General features: G+C 43.4%; 13 protein-coding genes. 2 read left to right on the plus strand and 11 right to left on the minus strand.

Annotated elements, in window-relative coordinates; genetic code table 11:
• Positions 1 to 8: 8 nt before the first annotated feature.
• From metG to DNL43_RS00465, 8 genes are all read right to left on the minus strand, one after another.
• Positions 9 to 2036: a methionine--tRNA ligase gene (gene metG, locus DNL43_RS00430; RefSeq protein ID WP_056982668.1), complete on the minus strand. Its 2028-nt coding sequence runs from the start codon at positions 2034 to 2036 to the stop codon at positions 9 to 11.
• 176 nt (positions 2037 to 2212) lie between these two features.
• The gene (locus DNL43_RS00435; RefSeq protein ID WP_056982665.1) at positions 2213 to 3061 is read right to left on the minus strand and encodes a DUF72 domain-containing protein; all 849 of its coding nucleotides are present in this window, start codon (positions 3059 to 3061) and stop codon (positions 2213 to 2215) included.
• Between the two features lie 20 nt (positions 3062 to 3081).
• Positions 3082 to 3798 (minus strand): NAD-dependent protein deacylase, encoded by a 717-nt coding sequence (locus DNL43_RS00440; protein ID WP_056982663.1) that lies wholly within the window; start codon positions 3796 to 3798, stop codon positions 3082 to 3084.
• A gap of 23 nt (positions 3799 to 3821) precedes the next feature.
• Positions 3822 to 4793 carry a hypothetical protein gene (locus tag DNL43_RS00445; protein WP_054769098.1) on the minus strand — a complete coding sequence of 324 codons (972 nt, stop codon included), beginning with the start codon at positions 4791 to 4793 and terminating at the stop codon, positions 3822 to 3824.
• Between the two features lie 9 nt (positions 4794 to 4802).
• Positions 4803 to 6056, minus strand: a complete 1254-nt coding sequence (locus DNL43_RS00450; protein ID WP_315972286.1) for a hydroxymethylglutaryl-CoA reductase, degradative — start codon at positions 6054 to 6056, stop codon at positions 4803 to 4805.
• A gap of 49 nt (positions 6057 to 6105) precedes the next feature.
• Positions 6106 to 7038 carry a Ppx/GppA family phosphatase gene (locus DNL43_RS00455; protein ID WP_054769097.1) on the minus strand — a complete coding sequence of 311 codons (933 nt, stop codon included), beginning with the start codon at positions 7036 to 7038 and terminating at the stop codon, positions 6106 to 6108.
• 23 nt (positions 7039 to 7061) lie between these two features.
• Positions 7062 to 8078, minus strand: a complete 1017-nt coding sequence (trpS, locus tag DNL43_RS00460) for a tryptophan--tRNA ligase (protein ID WP_156644957.1) — start codon at positions 8076 to 8078, stop codon at positions 7062 to 7064.
• Between the two features lie 273 nt (positions 8079 to 8351).
• The gene (locus tag DNL43_RS00465) at positions 8352 to 9299 is read right to left on the minus strand and encodes a phosphoglycerate dehydrogenase (protein ID WP_056982656.1); all 948 of its coding nucleotides are present in this window, start codon (positions 9297 to 9299) and stop codon (positions 8352 to 8354) included.
• A gap of 180 nt (positions 9300 to 9479) precedes the next feature.
• Between DNL43_RS00465 and helD the strand changes: the two genes are divergently transcribed.
• Positions 9480 to 11789 carry an RNA polymerase recycling motor HelD gene (gene helD, locus DNL43_RS00470; RefSeq protein ID WP_056982654.1) on the plus strand — a complete coding sequence of 770 codons (2310 nt, stop codon included), beginning with the start codon at positions 9480 to 9482 and terminating at the stop codon, positions 11787 to 11789.
• Between the two features lie 96 nt (positions 11790 to 11885).
• Here the strand turns inward: helD and DNL43_RS00475 are convergent, their stop codons facing one another.
• Entirely contained in the window at positions 11886 to 13214 is a 1329-nt protein-coding gene (locus tag DNL43_RS00475) for a dihydrolipoyl dehydrogenase family protein (RefSeq protein ID WP_056982653.1), read from the minus strand.
• 187 nt (positions 13215 to 13401) lie between these two features.
• Here DNL43_RS00475 and DNL43_RS00480 point away from each other — a divergent pair, with 187 nt between their 5' ends.
• Positions 13402 to 14379, plus strand: coding sequence for a polyprenyl synthetase family protein (locus DNL43_RS00480; RefSeq protein ID WP_056982651.1), 978 nt, complete (start codon positions 13402 to 13404; stop codon positions 14377 to 14379).
• A 210-nt stretch (positions 14380 to 14589) separates the two neighbouring features.
• Here the strand turns inward: DNL43_RS00480 and cydC are convergent, their stop codons facing one another.
• Together cydC and cydD are read right to left on the minus strand one after the other, a co-directional pair.
• The gene (cydC, locus tag DNL43_RS00485) at positions 14590 to 16329 is read right to left on the minus strand and encodes a thiol reductant ABC exporter subunit CydC (protein WP_156644959.1); all 1740 of its coding nucleotides are present in this window, start codon (positions 16327 to 16329) and stop codon (positions 14590 to 14592) included.
• Complete coding sequence (cydD, locus tag DNL43_RS00490) at positions 16326 to 18056, minus strand: thiol reductant ABC exporter subunit CydD (RefSeq protein ID WP_056982647.1); 1731 nt, start codon at positions 18054 to 18056, stop codon at positions 16326 to 16328. The genes cydC and cydD overlap by 4 nt, the downstream gene beginning before the upstream one ends.
• Positions 18057 to 18250 lie beyond the last annotated feature (194 nt).

Below are 18250 nucleotides of genomic sequence, written 5' to 3' on the forward strand. Positions count from 1 at the left end.
TCGGCAATTTATTCCAGTGTGACACCATTTTCCAAGTGTGATCCAACGGTTACCAATTCAACGTCGCCGTCCTTGTGTTCAACTGACAGCAACATGCCTTGGCTGACTTGGCCACGCATCTTTCGAGGCTTCAAGTTGGAAACAATGATCACTTTCTTGCCAATTAATTTCTTATAGTCAGGATACCATTGAGCAATTCCTGAGAGGATTTGGCGATCACCATCATCACCTGCATCCAAACGGAATTGGAGTAATTTATCAGCACCCTCAACTTTATTAACATCTTTAATTTCGGCAACTTTAAGCTCAATCTTTTCAAAAGCGTCAAAGCGAACCTGCTTTTTGGTCAGATTCAAATTGGTTTCTTCCGGATCAAACTCGGCTTCAGCGGCTTCTTTCATCGCTGCTCGGCCCTTTGCTTTATCCGTCTTGGTCATTTGCTGCTTGATGTAATCAACTTCTTCATCCACATCAACCCGAGGGAAAATTGGTGTTCCCTTGGCAACAGCTTTGACGCCGGCAGGAACGTCGGCAAATTTCAGATTTTCAAGGTTAATATCTTCTTTAATTCCCAACTGGGCAAAAATTTCCTTAGGAGCATGCGTCATAACCGGACTGATTAATTCGGCAATAACTCGTAATCCGGCGGCCAAATGCGCCATAACGGCATCCAGTTTGGCTTTGTCGTCGGGATTCTTGGCCAGGTTCCATGGTTCGGTCTGGTCAATATATTTGTTGGTTTGGGCAACCAGCTTCCATGCTTCAGCTAACGCATCTGAGAAATGAAGATCATTCATCAATTGCTTGTAGTTGGCAATAACTGATTCTGCCGTATCTTCCAACTCTTTGTCGGCGTCATTAACCCCAGCTTTGTAGGCTGGCAAGACACCATCATCATACTTGTTAATCATGGAAACGGTCCGGTTCAACAGGTTTCCGAGATCATTGGCCAAATCAAAGTTCAAACGGTCAACAAAGTCTTCCGGTGTAAACAAGCCGTCATTGGCATATGGCATTGCGCGAAGCAGGTAGTAACGAAGCGCATCCAAACCATATCGGTCAACCAAAGTTTCAGGATAGATAACATTTCCCTTTGACTTCGACATTTTACCATCTTTCATGAGCAGCCAGCCGTGACCATAAACGGTCTTAGGTAATGGCAAACCAAGCGCATGCAAAATGATTGGCCAATAAATCGTATGGAATCGAACAATTTCCTTACCAACCATTTGAACATTTGCAGGCCAGTACTTCTTGAAATTGCTGTCGTCCTTACTATCGTAGCCTAAAGCGGTGATATAGTTGGTCAGCGCATCGATCCAAACGTAAACCACGTGCTTTGGATCTGACTTCACTGGAACACCCCAAGTAAAGGTTGTTCGAGAAACAGCCAAATCTTCCAAACCTGGTTCAATAAAGTTCTTGATCATTTCTTTCATTCGAGTGGATGGCTGAATGAAATCTGGATGATCTTTGTAATACTGAAGCAACCAGTCGGCATACTTGCTCATCTTAAAGAAGTATGACTGTTCGTGAACCAACTGAACTTCGTGGCCACTAGGTGCTTTCCCACCGGTAACCTTGCCGTTCTCGTCACGGTAAACTTCAGCTAATTGGCTTTCAGTAAAGTATTCCTCATCAGAGACTGAGTACCATCCGGTGTATTCACCCAGATAAATGTCGCCTTTGTCGAGTAACTTCTGAAAAATATCAGCAACCGCTTTTTCGTGATAATCATCGGTTGTCCGAATAAATTTAGTGTTGGAAATTTCCAACTTTTTCCATAACTGCTTGATTGAAGCTGCCATCTTATCAACGTAATCTTTAGGTGACATCCCCAATTGTTCAGCTTTTTGTTCAATCTTTAATCCGTGTTCATCCGTTCCGGTAAGGAAGAAGACATCGTAACCCATTGCCCGCTTAAAACGTGCTTCTGCGTCACAGGCAATTGTCGTGTATGAATTCCCAATATGTAACTTTCCAGACGGGTAATAAATTGGTGTTGTGATATAAAATGTTGGCTTACTTTCTGCCATGAAAGTACCTCTTTTCATGCTTTATTATTCTATAGGATATTACAATCCAGTATAGCAAATATTTTTTGGAATGGCGATTGGATTTGAACTTGATGTGACAATGGTTTGGAAAATCATTTTTCAACGATTGTTAACATACCAATAATCTTGTTGGCCAGTTAAAAACCTCATCATTTTCAGAATAAATCCATCTGTACCGGGGACAAACCGCCAAAGTCGATCCCCATTATTTTTTTGAGCTGCAGGGCATTATCCGCCGCGTCCCCACCGCTATTGTTATTAAAGATAATACATACTTCGTTGGCCTGTTGATCCAAATCGGAAACAACTTTGGCAAATTCTTGAAGCTCATCTTGCGAATATCGATACAATGTTCGTTTGGAACGCCAGTCAGCAGAGTGCTCAGTCCATCCCTTTACGTTTCTGCCGTGAAGCCTTAATAATGCCAAATTTTCGTTGGTAACAATCGGTTCAAACGGCACGCCGGCATTGGTTGTATGAGGTTCATCCACCGCAACCATTGTCATCCCCAATTCCTTAAGATATCCGGCAACGTCTTCAGTAATTTCTTCGCCATACCAGGTGGAATTCCGAAATTCGACTGCAACCGGGTATCCGGACATGAGATTGCTGATTCGCAGTAAGTATTGGATGGTCGCCACTCTTCTGGCAAAATACGGTGGAAATTGAAACAAAATGGCTTTGAGCTGGCCGGTTTCCATCAGCGGGGCAACCGCGCGTTTATAATTGTTAAACTCAACAAACCGCTGCTCATTATCAACGGGATCCGCACTGCCCTGGTCATGCATTGTCATAACCCGGTTGGCTTTTAAAATGAATTGAAAGTTATCCGGCACCTGCCGCTGCCAATTTTTGACGACTTCAACTTTTGGAATCGCGTAAAACGGCGTATCCAGTTCAACCACCGGAAAATAACCGCTGTATTCGGACAAACGAACTTTTCGTTTGGCCCCGTCAATCAGCGAAGGATGATCGGAAAACGTCGTTAATCCAATTGTAATCAATCATCCCACCTCCCAAGTGGTTAGGCATTCACCTTTAAATCTTTGAAGAAATCAACCGCGTTTTCTTTGACCATCGTGAATGGGAAGCTGAACTGCAGCTGTTCTTCGTTAACAGCCAGAACATCGGCATTCTGAGAACGATAGTCGATCAACCCTGCAAACGGATAAACCCGCATTGAGGTACCGACAATGACAATCAAATCAGCTTTTGATACAGCGTCAACACTCTTTGAAATGGCGACCGGATCAAGTCCTTCACCATATAAAACAATGTCTGGGCGTAAAATGCCACCGCAGTTTTCATGATACATACTCTTTAGGTAGTCTTTATAGTCAACGGTCTTATGACACTTCTGACAATAGACGTGATACAAGTTGCCGTGAAATTCAATCAGGTTTTTAGTGCCCGCTTTTCGATACAAGCTGTCAATGTTTTGGGTCACGACAGTGGCATCCCGTTGCTGGGTGAACTGAGCCTGACGTTCATGAATCACATTTGGCTTGGCATCCGGATAATACATATTCGATTTTTCGTATTCCCAGAATACTTTTGGCTCACTCCGAAGGCAATCAGAACTTAAATAGTATTCAGCGGGTTTATCAGACTTGTCGTTTGTATACAACCCGTTTTTTGAACGATAATCAGGAATCCCCGATGCGGTAGAAACCCCGGCACCAGTCAGAAAGACAATCCTTCTTGCATCATCAAATTCAGCTTGAATTTTAGAATCAATCATCGTATTTCTCCTTTAAATGTTCATTATTTCCGAATAATATAAGGCATTTTGAGGCCGTCAAACAATTCCTTTACAGATTTATTATAGACGCCTTTGAAGAACTCGGGGTCATCACCGGTTCCTTTAGGGTTGGCCAAGACAAATGAGTTTTGATCATCAACTCGGTTAAATCCAACGTAACCCTTGGTGTTGCTCTTCACTTCAATCAAATCAGAATGATAAATTTCAAACAGCTGCTTCACTTTCAGGCCAAGCTGACGTTCTGATAACACGCTGGTGACCGTCGTAAATTCAGTGTTGTGAAGTGCCGGTAACTCCCAGTCCTTCAACTGCTCATCAAATGCTTTGAACAATTTAACAACGTTTCGGCGAAGGCCAAATGGTGAATCCGTCGGCTTTTCAGTAATGACCTGATAAAGCTTTTGAGCAGCCGCAAATGAAATTGGGAAATCCTTTTTGAATTTATCGGCAACTTTATCAATCCCGTCACCGTAGAAGACCATTGCATCCAATAAAGTCGTCAACCGCAGCATCATCTGGTCGTCCAATGGATCCGGTTCAGGCTTAATCGTGGCGTAAACACCTTTGAGGTACATCTCCTCAATGTCGTCATTAATAAGATTGTGTTTTCGCTGTTCTGAAACAACCACAAAATGTGAAACGATGTCGTACAGTTCCGTTCCCATCATCTTCAACTGCTCATCCAACGTATCGTCACCGGTGGTCAGTGAATAAAACACCTGTGGGAAGCCCCGAAGGACCATCAAAAGATGGAGGAGTTCATGAGAAGCGGTGTAATTTGGCGCACTTAAATCGGCAATTTGGACAATGATGTTCTTGCCGTCTTGAACCGTCTGGGCCTGATCGTGGCGAACATAACCGGACTGCAGCTTACCAATAAAGGTAACCGTAACGGTCCCCGGGAAAAAGCTGTTAACGGCATCAATGAGTCCGTGGACGTCTTTGTTTAATTCGATATCAATATTATTATCCATGTTGATCTCCTATCTACGCATTGTTTTTAGTATTTCTTTAACTGATTGGGAATCTGGATTGGCCATTTTTTGCAATTGCTCAACAACGGCCGGAAGCTCCTCCGTAGTGGCACCATTTGAAAGTGCCAGGGATTTTAATTGGAGGTTCATGTGCCCTTTTTGAATGCCATCGGTCACGAGTGCCTTTAACGCGGCTAAATTTTGTGCCAGGCCAACGGCTCCGATAACCTGCATTTCTTCTTTTGAATTGTGAATCTGAGCAATTTGTTTGTTAATGACGGCCATCGGCAGAACCTTACTGGCACCGCCGACAAAGCCAATTGGCACCGGCAGAACCATTTTACCAATTAACTGATCGCCGGTCACCTGCCACGTGCTCAAGCCCTTATATCTGCCATCATGAGCAGCAAACGAATGCGCAGCACTCTCAACGGCCCGCCAATCGTTGCCAAAGGCCATGACCGCAGCATCAACGCCGTTCATAATCCCTTTGTTGTGAGTGGCAGCCCGATTGATGTCGAGCTGAGCAACATCACTAGCGTCAGCAATCCGCTGGGCAACTACCTGTCCTGAAAGTGACTGGCTTGCTAACCGTGAAACGTTTACCCTGCCAGTTACCTGAACCACTGCCGAATCGGCAAAGTTCGACAAAATTGCCATGGTTGTTTCGACCTTTAATTGATCGGATATGAAATGGGCAATGGCTTCAAGCATGGTATTCATAATGTTTGCCCCCATCGCTTCGCCGGTATCGGCAACAAGGTCAATTGAGGCGAAGTGATCGGATAATTTTCGAAGCCGAATGTCTCGTGCTCCGCCACCATATTTTAAAATGCTGGGGTGGCTTTGATCAGCCAAGCTTATCAATTGAGAGCGATTGGATTCAATAAAAGCCGAGAGGGTTGCAAATTTAGCGTTTTTGACAATCACCTGACCGTTAACCAGTTTATGCGGAACAACGCACTGAATCCCGGATCCGGCTGACAGCAGTTTGGCACCGTTGCTTGCCGCTGCGATAACCGAAGGCTCTTCGGTCACCATTGGCACCAAATGAGATGTGCCATTAACCACCAGACCGGTGACAACTCCCTCCGGCAACGCGTAATCGGTCAAACTATTTTCAATCAGTTCACCAGAGACCACATCATGGTTTTGCGTAATGGTCGCTATTTGCTCATCGGTCAATCCAACAGATTGCGCAATCAGCTTTAATCTTTCAGAATAACTTTTTTTATAAAAATGATCCCACTTATTTTCCATCATATCACCACAAATCTGTAAGAAGCACAAAAAGCTGGTGAAATAACCAGCTCTACTTTGTACCATATTCTTTTTGGATATATTCGGTAATGATTCCCTCACGAACACCGCTTTCGGAAAACAGGACCTTTTTAGCGTCAATCTTATCCATCAATACAATCAACGGCAACAGGCCGCCAACGATGATGTCCGCCCGGTCGTGCTCCAGTCCCTGGATTTTGCGCCGGCGGTTGACATTGCCTTTTAATAAATTCAAATATGTTCGGTTCACTTGTTCAGAGGTCAAATGGTAGCCATGAATTGCGTCAATTCGAACCATATTCTGACGTTTACGATTGATTCGGGCCAGCGTCCGATTAGCGCCGCCCAAGAGAACCAGCGGCTGATGGGTCGCACGGTTCAACCAATCAATTTTTGAATAAATTTTACGGATGTTAAACTGCGCATTAAATAAATTGGCACCGGTAATATTATCATTCAAATGATATCGCTCGGTAATATTAACCGCTCCAACGGGAATACTGGTAAGGTTGGAGCTCTCCCCGTTGTTGACGCGGATCAACTCACAACTAGCACCACCAATGTCCAAGATCAGGCAGTTCTTAATCCCCAAACGATTGATCACCCCAAGATAGTCATAATAAGCTTCCTGGTTTCCAGACAAAACTTTGAGTGAAATACCAATCTGCTCTTTGACAGCTCTGAGGAATTTAGCTTGATTCTTTGCTTGACGAACGGCCGCCGTCGCAATTCCAATGACTTTTTTAGCCTCGTATTGAGAATAAATCGTTTTGAAATCTGCCAACGACTTGATTGTTCGTTCCATGGCAGCCGGCTGTAAAATTTTCCCCCGGCCCATGCCTTCGGACAATCGGCTATCGCTTTTAATACGTTTGATCTCACGGTAACTACCGTCATCAGAAATTTGGTTAATCGCCATTCTGACAGAATTTGAACCAATATCCAAAATTACAAGGTTTTCCATCCCTGCCACCCTTTCTGGACATATTAGTCAAAATAGTTAATACCGATTGCATCACGAACTTCTTTAAGTGTTTGGTTGGCAACAACGTTTGCGTGTTCACTGCCTTTTTTAAGAATGTCGTAAACACCCTGCTCGTCTTTTGCGTATTGTTCACGGCGTTCACGGATCGGCTTGAGTTCAGCTTGAAGAACATCGTTCAGGTAACGTTTAATCTTAACATCACCAAGACCACCATGACTGTATTGATCCTTGAGTTCTTGAACCTTCTTCTTATCAGGATCAAAGATGTCGAGGTAGGTAAAGACAGTATTGCCTTCAACCTGACCGGGATCTTCAACGTGAACATGGTTGGGGTCGGTGTACATTGACATAATTTTCTTTTGGATGGTATCTTCATCGTCTGACAAATAAATGGCATTGCCCAATGATTTGCTCATCTTGGCATTACCGTCCAAGCCTGGGATTCGACCCATTCCCTTTGGTGGGAAGTAGCCTTCTGGTTCAACCAAAATGTCATCGTTATAAACGGAATTAAATGTCCGGACAATTTCACGGGTTTGCTCCAACATTGGTTCCTGGTCGTCACCGACTGGAACAGTTGTGGCTTTAAATGCGGTAATGTCAGCTGCCTGGCTGATTGGGTACATTGCAAAACCAACTGGAACACTTTGGCCAAACTTCTTTTGACGAATTTCTGTTTTAACAGTTGGGTTTCGGTTTAATCGAGAAACTGTGACTAAATTAGAATAGTGCTGGGTCAATTCAGGTAATGCGGGAATTTGTGACTGAACCAGAATTGTCGACTTCTTAGGATCAATTCCAACGGCCAGGTAATCCAAGGCAACTTGAATCAAGCTGTGACGAATCTTTTCTGGATCCCGGGCATTATCGGTTAACGCCTGCATGTCGGCAATCATAATAAATGTTTCGTAATCACCGGAATTTTGTAATTCAACCCGGTTCTTCAATGAACCAACGTAATGGCCAATGTGAAGCTTACCAGTGGGTCTGTCACCTGTTAAAATATTTTTTTTTGTCATCGTAAACCATCCTTTCAAAAAACGCCCTATTGATTTAACAATAGGACGCTTATACGTGGTACCACCTAAATTGTAACTACTATCAAGTTACCGCTCAAGACGATACGGGTGTCACCCTTTTATAATCCAATTCGTTTCGTCATGGCCGTTTTCAGCAAATCGACCTCTCTGTCGTTGACGATTCTACTCACTTTTTAATAACACTCTAATTTTACTTATAAAACGGCTAAATGTAAACCCTGATTCATGGGATTTATAATGAAAATTTGTTTCCTAATAGCCGGCTGATAAATCGACTTTGTTGATTGCTGCGTCACCAGTTTGAATCAGGCTGGCAAGGTTCTTATACAAAATGTCAAAGGATTCCTCACCGTATTCCTTAAAGCCACCGGAAATATGGGGAGTCAAAATGACATTGTCCATCCCCCATAATGGTGAATCAGCTTCCAGTGGTTCGGACTCGAACACGTCCAGGCCGGCACCGGCCAACTTGGAGGTGTTCAATGCGTTGATTAATGCCTGCGTATCTACTGAGGGGCCGCGGCCAACGTTGATGAAGACCGGCTGGTTGACCATTTGATCAAAGAATGTTTGATTGAAAAAGTGCTTGGTTTCTGAGGTTAACGGCATAATGTTAATCACAAAGTCGGCTTTGGCGGCCCGCTTGGTTCCCTCAGTGTCTGTAACGACTTCATCAAAGTGGTCAACGGGTTTTCCGTGACGGCTGACACCAATTGTTTTGGTACCAAATGCCTGCAGCTTTTCAGCAATTGCCTTGCCAATATGACCGGTTCCAAAAATGACTGCCGTCCGATTGGGCAACGTGTAATTATTCATTCGAATTTTGTCACCAACCCATTGTTTATCGCGACGGGCAGCCTGGCTGGTCACAACGCCCCGGGCAAATGACAGAACATAGGCCAAAACCATCTCACTGATCGGTTCGGCGTGAATCCCGCTGACATTGGTCAATGTGACCTTTTTCTTAGCCAGTTGACTCAATGGCATGTAGTCAACCCCGGCAGAGTTGGATTGGACCAACTTCAGCTTTGGTGATTTGGAAAGAACCTCCATTGCCGGCTTTCCCCAACCATAAATCACGTCAATATCACTGATATTTTCAGAATTTAAATCAGTTGAGTCAAGAACTTGAACGTTCCCCAATTTATTGAGTTTGGAGATCTGTTCAGCCGTCAAACCAAATAAATTTAACAGTTTCATATTCCCATCCCTTCCGTTTTCTTCACACCTAAAATTATACGCTTCAAATTAATTCAAAAACAGAAAAGCCGTTCACCAAAATTCAATGGTCGACTACATTGACATCCCCTGAAATACCAACTAAAATTGTCGAAGCATTCTTAATTAACCGACGTCACGAATCCGAATGGAGGAACCCTTTTGGAAAATAATGAACAAAAAAATGAACAAGTGCGTGTGGACAAAGTCGTTTCAAAAATCGAAAAGAAAATCATCAGTACCGACGATGAATTGAATCGGGCCCACGCAGAAACCAAAAAGGTTCAACAGACCTATTCCGACAACACTTCAGTTAACTATTTTGAAGTTGATGACCGAATTGAAACCAGTGCCGAACTCCAGCAACAACGGGGCTTGGTTTCTCGGTTAACTGAAAACGAGAGCATTTTAAAAAATCAGCTTTCGACTTTAAAGGATTTAAAGAAGTCACCATACTTTGGCCGAATTGATATTCAAGATGACGACGAAGAGGAAACCGAAAGATTGTATATCGGCATCGCCTCATTTGAAAATGAAGACGGTGAGTTCCTCGTTTATGACTGGCGGGCACCAATCTCGAGTGTTTACTATAATGGAACTTTAGGCGAGGTCAGTTATGAAACGCCGATGGGTGAACAGAAAACGACTCTCAAGCGAAAACGTCAGTTCCAAATTGTTGACGGCCAAATCCGCAACATGTTTGACACCAACGAAACCGTTGGTGATGAAATGCTGCAAAGTGCCTTGGGTGAGCAAAATGACGAGTATATGCAAAACATTGTTGCCACCATTCAGCATGAGCAAAACGATATTATTCGAGATACCAAGAGTAATCTGTTAGTTGTTCAAGGAGTTGCCGGCTCGGGAAAAACCTCCGCAATCTTGCAGAGAATTGCTTTTCTGCTGTACCACAGTCGAGACACTTTGGAAGCAGATCAGATTATCCTGTTTTCACCCAACAAATTGTTCAGCCACTATATTTCAGAAGTCCTGCCAAGTTTGGGTGAACGCAACATGCGGCAGGTCACTTTTGATGAATTTATTGATAATCGTTTAAAGGGCTTAAACGTTCAAAGTTTATTTGAACGTTATGAAACCGATGGCGACTTGTCCGAACAGCAACGATTGGTTCGAGCATTCAAGGAATCTGCCAAGTTTATGGATGAAGTTCAGGAATACTGTGATAATTTACAGCCATCACAAATCTTTTTCAGCGACATCATTTTTAACGAATCAACCTTTTTCAGTAAAAAAGAAATTCAAGACATTTTCGACAGTTTTCCAAAGGCTGCCAAGATTTATGACCGCTTCTTGCAGACCAAGAATGAATTGATCAAACGCCTCAAGCACAGAATTGATGATGAAACCAAAGAAGATTGGGTCAACGATGAAATCGACCAGTTGAGTAACGAAAAATATCACGATTTGTTGGGTGGAAAAGAGCTTGGCGAATTTCAAAACGAAGATGCCGAACGCTTTTACATCGCCCGCAAGATTGTCAGTGACCGGCTGCGAGTCGTCTATGATGCGATTTTCAATGACAACTTTTTTGATGCCTACCTGCAATATGCAGACTTCTTAAAGAAAGTGGACCTGCCCCAAAACATTCAAACACCACAGTGGCAACAATCTGTTGATGAATTTAACCACTCAATCGAATTTCACTCAATTAAGTTGGATGATTGTGCCCCACTTCTTTATATGCGCGACTATATGTGTAACAGTGGCCAAAACAATACCATGAAATATTTGTTTGTCGATGAGATGCAGGACTATTCGGTTGCCCAACTGAAATACCTTCGTTACGCCTTTCCAAAGACCAAATGGACTTTATTGGGTGACAGCGAGCAGGCATTATTCAAAGACGTTGAACAGCCTGAAGAAATCCTCAATAAATTAAATGCCGCCTTCCACGTGCGTCGGTCACGGTTGATCAGCCTGATGCGTTCGTATCGATCCACCCTGCCGATTACCAACTTTGCCACATCAATTTTGCCAAACGGCGATGATATTGAAGCGTTCAACCGCCCCGGCAGCATCCCCGAGTTGATTTTGGCTGGTGGCTTTGCTGACGGCATCAAACAACTCCGCAAGGTTGTGGCAGACCAACGAAAGCAATATGCCACCGTCGCCGTTTTAACCAAAAACATGGCGGAAGCTGAACAGGTTTACAAAAAGCTGCATGCATTGGGCGACGTGACACTGCTGCAGGATGCCGACCGAACATTGCCAAAAGGTCTTCTGGTTCTGCCGATCTACTTGGCAAAGGGCTTGGAATTTGATTCCGTCATCGCCTGGGACACTTCCGAAAAGAACTATCCAAATGAAAGCCTTCTGGGAACCCTGTATACAATCATTACCCGGGCCATGCACCAGTTGACGCTGATCAGTTTGGGCGATGTTACCCCACTGATTTCAGATGACAGTGTTACTGATAGAAAAATCAAAATTGAAAAGCAGATTAAAAAGTAAAATAGACAGTATTCAAAAACCGGGTCATAAGTAAAAATACTTATGACCCGGTTTTTGTATTTATCTTTCTTCCAACACGTGTCCCAACCAAGTTGACTATATCAGGTACTGAACATCGCTGGCAAAGGTTGGATAAGCTAAGATCTCTTTATTGAAATCACTAATTTTCATTTGCTGATCAATCATCAAGGTAAAGATATTGATCAGATAGTCGGCATGATTACTCAAAACTGTGGCTCCAACTACCGTTTCCGTATCCCGATCAATAACCACTTTGGCTTTGGCAAGCGGTTCGTTTAATCGGTGGTAACTGTACCAGGCAGACATATCATTGGTAATCAGCATATATCGGCTTTCATCGGTAGCAATACTGGAAGGCAGTCCGACTTGTGCCAGTGCCGGCTGGCCAAAGACAATGGTCGGAATTGATTTGAACTGAATCTTATCAGTCGACCCGTTAAAGTATTTAGCCAAATAACCGGCTTCAAAACCGGCAACGGGTGTCAGCTTTGGCCGCTTGGTGCTGACGACATCCCCCATTGCAAATATATTGGGATTGGATGTCTGCAGATAGTCATTCACAACGACCCCATGTTTATCAGTTTTGACATTCACGTTTTCCAGGCCAATCGTGTCAACGTTTGGTGTCCGGCCTGCGGTACAAAAGACCATATCTGTTGGCAGTCGGAAATCATCTCCGGAAAGAACCAATTGGTCTCCCACCTGAGTAACTTCCTTCACGTCAGTATCCATGTGAAAATCAATGCCTAATTTTTTAAGGTGATCAACTGCTTGGCTGACAAGTTGTTGGTCAAATTGTTTCAGTGGATGATCATTATGGTGGATCAAGTGAACTTTGGCGCCAGCCGCATGCGCGATTCCAGCCAATTCAAACCCAATGTAGCCGCCACCAATAAATGTCACGTCAGATGGCATTTGATCAAGGTTCAAAAAGTCGGTACTGGTTTTAAACAGTTCTTTTCCCGGAATATCCAAGATTGATGGCCGTTGGCCGGTGGCAATGACATATTTATCTCCGGAAAGAAGATCACTACCAGCTTCAATCAGACCATCTTGATTAAAATGAGCATGTTCATGGTAGGTATCAATTCCATCAGAAATTAACCCATTTTGGGTGGCGTTTGAAATTGGATTCGTATATTGACGCTTGTGGCGCATCAGATCAGGCCAGTTGACGCTAACCTTACCTGAAATCCCATTTCCCTGCATATCGTCAACCAACTGGGTCACTTCAAGCCCAGCTAACAAAATTTTCTTGGGATCACACCCGCGGTTGGGGCAAGTCCCTCCAAATAGGTTGTCCTCAACGACGGCAACCGTCTTTTTTTGTCTTCTCAATGAGTGCGCCAAAGAACCACCGGCAACACCACCACCGAGAATGACAACATCATATTGTTTTGTCATCAAATACCCCTCCGTCATAATGAAAATACGATTCATTAATTATTAGTATTAAGTGCTTGTGCTGGATAAATCTCAAATCCATTGTAGAACACTTCAAGCATAATTCCACGTATCCTTAATTGACAAGTCCCTGCGGAATTTGTATCTTAGATGATGTAGTTAAAATTTTATTCAATTGAGGTATACCATGGTTCATGCACTCTGGCGTCAATTTCCACGCATTAATTTAAAATTAACGGCTTTGGAACCCTATCTGCTAAAGGCAGTTAACCTTTCCAATCAGCCGATTCACCACAAAATCACCCAGTTGTTAAAGTCCGGCGGAAAGTTTTTGCGCCCCGGCTTCTTTTACATCTATTCTGAGTTTGGTGAAAAAATCGACCCGGCAAAGGTCAAAGCTGGTGCGGCAGCGGTCGAACTGCTGCATGTGGCGACCCTCATTCATGATGATGTCATCGATGAGTCACCACTTCGAAGGGGCGTTGAGACAATTCAGGTCAAATATGGCCAAAAACACGCCATTTACGCCGGTGATTACCTCTTTACGTGTTACTTTACCCAAGTGTTAAAGTCCACCCAAGAACCGGCTGATATGAAGCGACACGTGGACGCCATGCAAATCATCCTGGCTGGTGAACTCGACCAAATGCAATACAATTTCAATCAAAAAATGACTGAAGCCGACTATTTCCAAGAGATTACCGGAAAAACAGCCGAACTGTTTAAACTTTGTTTCCAACAAAGTGCGATCATCACCCATGCATCTGACGAAATCGTTGAACTCGGTGGTGAGATTGGACTCACAATCGGTCAAGCCTACCAGATTCTAGATGATATTTTGGATTACAGTGGGAGTTCCAAGCAAACCAAAAAACCGGTCTTGGAAGACTTGAAGTCTGGGGTATACACACTTCCGTTAATATTTGCCAACCAACTGGATCATCAGGATTTAAAGCCATTATTAGATAAACGCGAACAGCTTTCGGATGAAGACATTGCCAAGATTCAAAAAATTGTCATCAGTTCCGGTGGATTGGAAAAAGCAATTCAAACGGCTGATTCCCTGACGGACAAAGCATTGGGGCTGATCAATCAGCTGCCTGAGCAAAAGGCCAAGCATGATCTTGAAAAGCTGACCAAGATGCTGCTGACCCGCAAGCAATAAGTATTTAAAATAAAAGATTGCCACCTGCTCGAGGATATTTTCCTTGAGGGTGGCAATCTTTTTTGTTTTGTGGGTTAATTTTGGTTTGCTGAAACGTGTTCCCCAAGCCAACTTCCTCCGCTTTATCCAATAACGAATTCCGGCACGAACCGTGCCAAAATCCGTTATTACATAAATGCTCAGAAGTTAAGCGGCTTGGCTCACACTCTATTATCTTCCCCTATCCAAATCATACAACTGTCTGAATCTAGGTTCCTTCTTGTACAATTCCTGTGGAGTGCCCTGCATATCGAATTGACCATGCTCCATGAAACGGACCTGATCGACATGGGTAATTCCTGCCAAATGGTGAGTTACCCAAATAATTGTCTTGTCTTTCAACAGCTCAAACACTTTGTCCAACAACTTCTTTTCAGTAATTGGATCCAAGCTGACCGTTGGTTCATCCAAGATAATAATTGGTGCGTCCTGAAGCAAAATTCTGGCCAGTGACAATCGCTGACGCTCTCCTCCAGAAAACCGCTTGCCGGCTTCCTGGACCTGAGTATCATACTGATCCGGCAGTGATTCGATGAGATCCTTCAAATCAACTGCAGCAATCGCGTCTTTGACCTGCTGATCAGTGGCATGAATATTTCCCAGCCGGACATTATTCATAACCGTGGTATCAAACAAGTATGGTTGTTGATCCAAAATTCCAAACAATGACGAACGGACATCTTGGAGGTTCAAAATGTTTTGATCATTAACCAAGACCTGACCTTCAGAAGGTGTCAAATCACCGACAACTAATTTCAAGAAAGTACTCTTCCCGGTTCCGCTAGGTCCTAACAATGCGATCTTTTCACCAGGATGAATATCCATCGAAATATTCTTAACAACATCCCGATTACCGTCGGAATATTTAAACGTCAAATGATTAATTGCCAGTTCTTTGAAAGGTTCCGCCAAAGTAGTCTGCTTAACTGGTTCTTTGTCTCCTGAATCCAACGCGTTGACCCGTTCAATTGAGCGCCGATATACCGGCCACTCGCTGGCACCTTGACTCATGTTCACAAATGGCGAAACCGCTGGGAAAATAGCCAGGGCAAATGCTGCTACCCAGTTAGCCAACGATTTTGTGGCGGTAAATTGATTTGCTGACCAAATCAATAGCGTCAACGTTGTCAACAGAACCATAAACTGAACGAAGAATGAACGCCACCACTGGAAGTAGTGATCCCTTTTACGAAGCGCGGCAATTTCTTTAATCGGCTTTTTCTGTAAATTAATGAAATCGTCATAACGCCCTGAAATCAGCCAGTCGCCAAGTCCCAATACTTCATCAGTCAGGTTTGTGTAAAATTCATGCTGAATCTGGTGCTGCTTGAATTCACGAACACCGTTGGTTGCAACCGACGCCAATGGCATGACAACTGTAATAACACCAAGTAACAAAAGCATCAGCAGGCCGACAACCCAGTTGAGTGAACCGACACCGATGACCACGAAAATGTACAACAGCCAACCGATGACCATTGGAAACACGGTTCGAAGATAAAGGTTTTCAATATGTTCAATATCATCCGCCAAAATACTTAGGATATCACCGGTTTGATGAGATCTTTGAATGGCAGATGCTTTACTTTCAACAGTTTGATACAATTTCTTTCGAAAATCGGAAACGATCCGAAGAACCCAGTTATGACTGGTCAATCTTTCAATATATCGAAAAACTGGTCGGGCAATTCCGAATGCCCTTGCCAAAACAACTGGGACATAAATATAAATAATACTGGATGGCTGACGGGCGGCTTCACTAATCAGATAACCGGAGTTAAACATCAAAGCACCGCCGGAGAAGAACGTCATGAACCCCAAGAACAGAACCAGGATTAACAAGCCCTTATATTTATGGAGATAAGGCATAACCCATGTATCATTCGCAAATGTTTTTCTCAAATTTTTCATAGGTCTGCCGCCCCCATTTCTGAACGAAGCTTGACGTAATCACCATTTCGTTGAGCCAACTCATCAGGCGTTCCCTGCTCAACCAAACGGCCATGATCCATGACCAAAACATAATCCATGTCGCCAATCCAATGAAGCCGGTGAGTGGCAAAGAATACCAAATGGTCGTTAAAGACCGGCAAAATATCATTCTTCAAGCTTGCTTCAGTTTCAATGTCCAAATGGGCGGTTGGTTCGTCAAACAACAACACTTTTCGGCTTGGATCAAGAAATGCTCTGGCCAACGCAATCCGTTGCGCCTGACCACCACTAACCGTTCGGGCACCTTCACCAATCATGGTGTTCAACCCATCCGGTAACGTTTTGATCCAATTACTCAACCCGGCTTTATCGGCAGCGTTTTTAATTTCAGATTCAGTTGCGTTTGAAACATAGAACGAAATATTATCCGCTAAAGTTGCATGGAACAAGTATGGATTTTGGGGAATGTAAAGAAAGTTTTTCTGCCAATTTGCCTGATTTAAATGAGGCAGCGACTGGCCATCAATTGAAATCCGGCCTTTGTCGTCTGGTGATAGGAAGCCACCAATCAGGTTAATCAAAGTGGATTTACCTGAACCGGAAGCCCCGATAATCCCAATTTTTTGCATCCCTTTAATATCAATCGAAATATCTTTCAGCGTTGGCTGTTTGGTATCCGGATACGTTAAAGAAACGTGATCCAATTTCAAGGTAGAATCATTGTTCCACTTAAGATCGGGGAGAACTTCCCGTTCCGTCATTTCAGGTTCGTGAAGGACAGCCAGCACCGCACTCATGGCGTTTTTCCCGTTTAAAGTTGCGTGATAATCATTGGCAAAGTTTCGAATAGGCAAAAAATACTCTGGTGCCAACACCAAAATTGTTAAGGCTGGCAGAAGCATGACCTTGCCATCCATTAAATCAAAACCAAGAAAGACCGCAACAACGGCAATCGACAACGTCGTGAAGAAATCAAGGGCAAAAGTAGACGTCAACGCGATTTTTAACGTTGACATGGTTTCCTTCCGGTATGATTCACTGACTTCATAAACATTATCAGCATACCGCTTGGAAAGCCCCAGCTGCTTTAAAGTCGGCAGCCCTCTTAATGTATCGACAAAGTGGTTGGACAGCCTTTGGTAGCCCTCATATTGACGATCTGCTTTACTCTGCGCTGCGAGGCCCAGAATAATCATAAATAAAATAATAACTGGAAAAATGGCAAATAAGAAAATAGCTTGTTCCCAACGAAGGAACAATACATAAAGCAAAATCAGCCATGGGGTAATCGACATATCCAAGATTTTAATAATGACCAGCATTAAATAAGTCTGGACTTGGTCAATTCCTTCAAGTGCCATGGTCACGATGTTTCCAGTACCGCGCTTATCAATTTCAGCAGGTCCCAGACGGAAAATTTTCGCCATCAGATCTTCCCGCATATCACCACTCGTTTTGGCAACGAATGGGAAAAGCACGCGATTTTCTGTCACCGTTAATAAATGTCGAGCCAAGAAGGCAACTGTAAACACGATTGCCGGCACAATGACCGTATTAAATGACTGCAAATTCCATAAATTAACAATCGCGATTGACAATGCCCGAGCCTGGACAATTATTGCGATTGCCTGGATGAATACCAAGACACCTAAAATACCGGCATATTTTTTCATCCCCGGCAGATCAAACAATCTTTTATCAATCAAACTTTTCACTCCCCCATAAAAAAGTAATTACAGTGTCTAGTATAAAGAATTATTGCGCACAATGAAATATGTGAGCGCTTTTCTTTATGGTTTTCTTTGAAGTCCAGGACTACTGATTGCAAATTCCGGGCAAAACAAAAGACAGCAATGAATATGTTTGTTCATTGCTGCCTTTCAACTATTAGACTCCAGGA

The sequence above is a fragment of the Lentilactobacillus kefiri genome, assembly GCF_009739535.1.
GTDB classification, from domain to species: domain Bacteria; phylum Bacillota; class Bacilli; order Lactobacillales; family Lactobacillaceae; genus Lentilactobacillus; species Lentilactobacillus kefiri.

Bases quoted from the DNA above. Each gene is read 5' to 3' on its own strand.
- metG (WP_056982668.1), bottom strand. From the start codon at position 2,036: ATGGCAGAAAGTAAGCCAACATTTTATATCACAACACCAATTTATTAC.
- DNL43_RS00440 (WP_056982663.1), bottom strand. From the start codon at position 3,798: ATGATTGATTCTAAAATTCAAGCTGAATTTGATGATGCAAGAAGGATT.
- DNL43_RS00445 (WP_054769098.1), bottom strand. From the start codon at position 4,793: ATGGATAATAATATTGATATCGAATTAAACAAAGACGTCCACGGACTC.
- DNL43_RS00450 (WP_315972286.1), bottom strand. From the start codon at position 6,056: ATGATGGAAAATAAGTGGGATCATTTTTATAAAAAAAGTTATTCTGAA.
- DNL43_RS00455 (WP_054769097.1), bottom strand. From the start codon at position 7,038: ATGGAAAACCTTGTAATTTTGGATATTGGTTCAAATTCTGTCAGAATG.
- trpS (WP_156644957.1), bottom strand. From the start codon at position 8,078: ATGACAAAAAAAAATATTTTAACAGGTGACAGACCCACTGGTAAGCTT.
- DNL43_RS00465 (WP_056982656.1), bottom strand. From the start codon at position 9,299: ATGAAACTGTTAAATTTATTTGGTTTGACGGCTGAACAGATCTCCAAA.
- DNL43_RS00475 (WP_056982653.1), bottom strand. From the start codon at position 13,214: ATGACAAAACAATATGATGTTGTCATTCTCGGTGGTGGTGTTGCCGGT.
- DNL43_RS00480 (WP_056982651.1), top strand. From the start codon at position 13,402: ATGGTTCATGCACTCTGGCGTCAATTTCCACGCATTAATTTAAAATTA.
- cydC (WP_156644959.1), bottom strand. From the start codon at position 16,329: ATGAAAAATTTGAGAAAAACATTTGCGAATGATACATGGGTTATGCCT.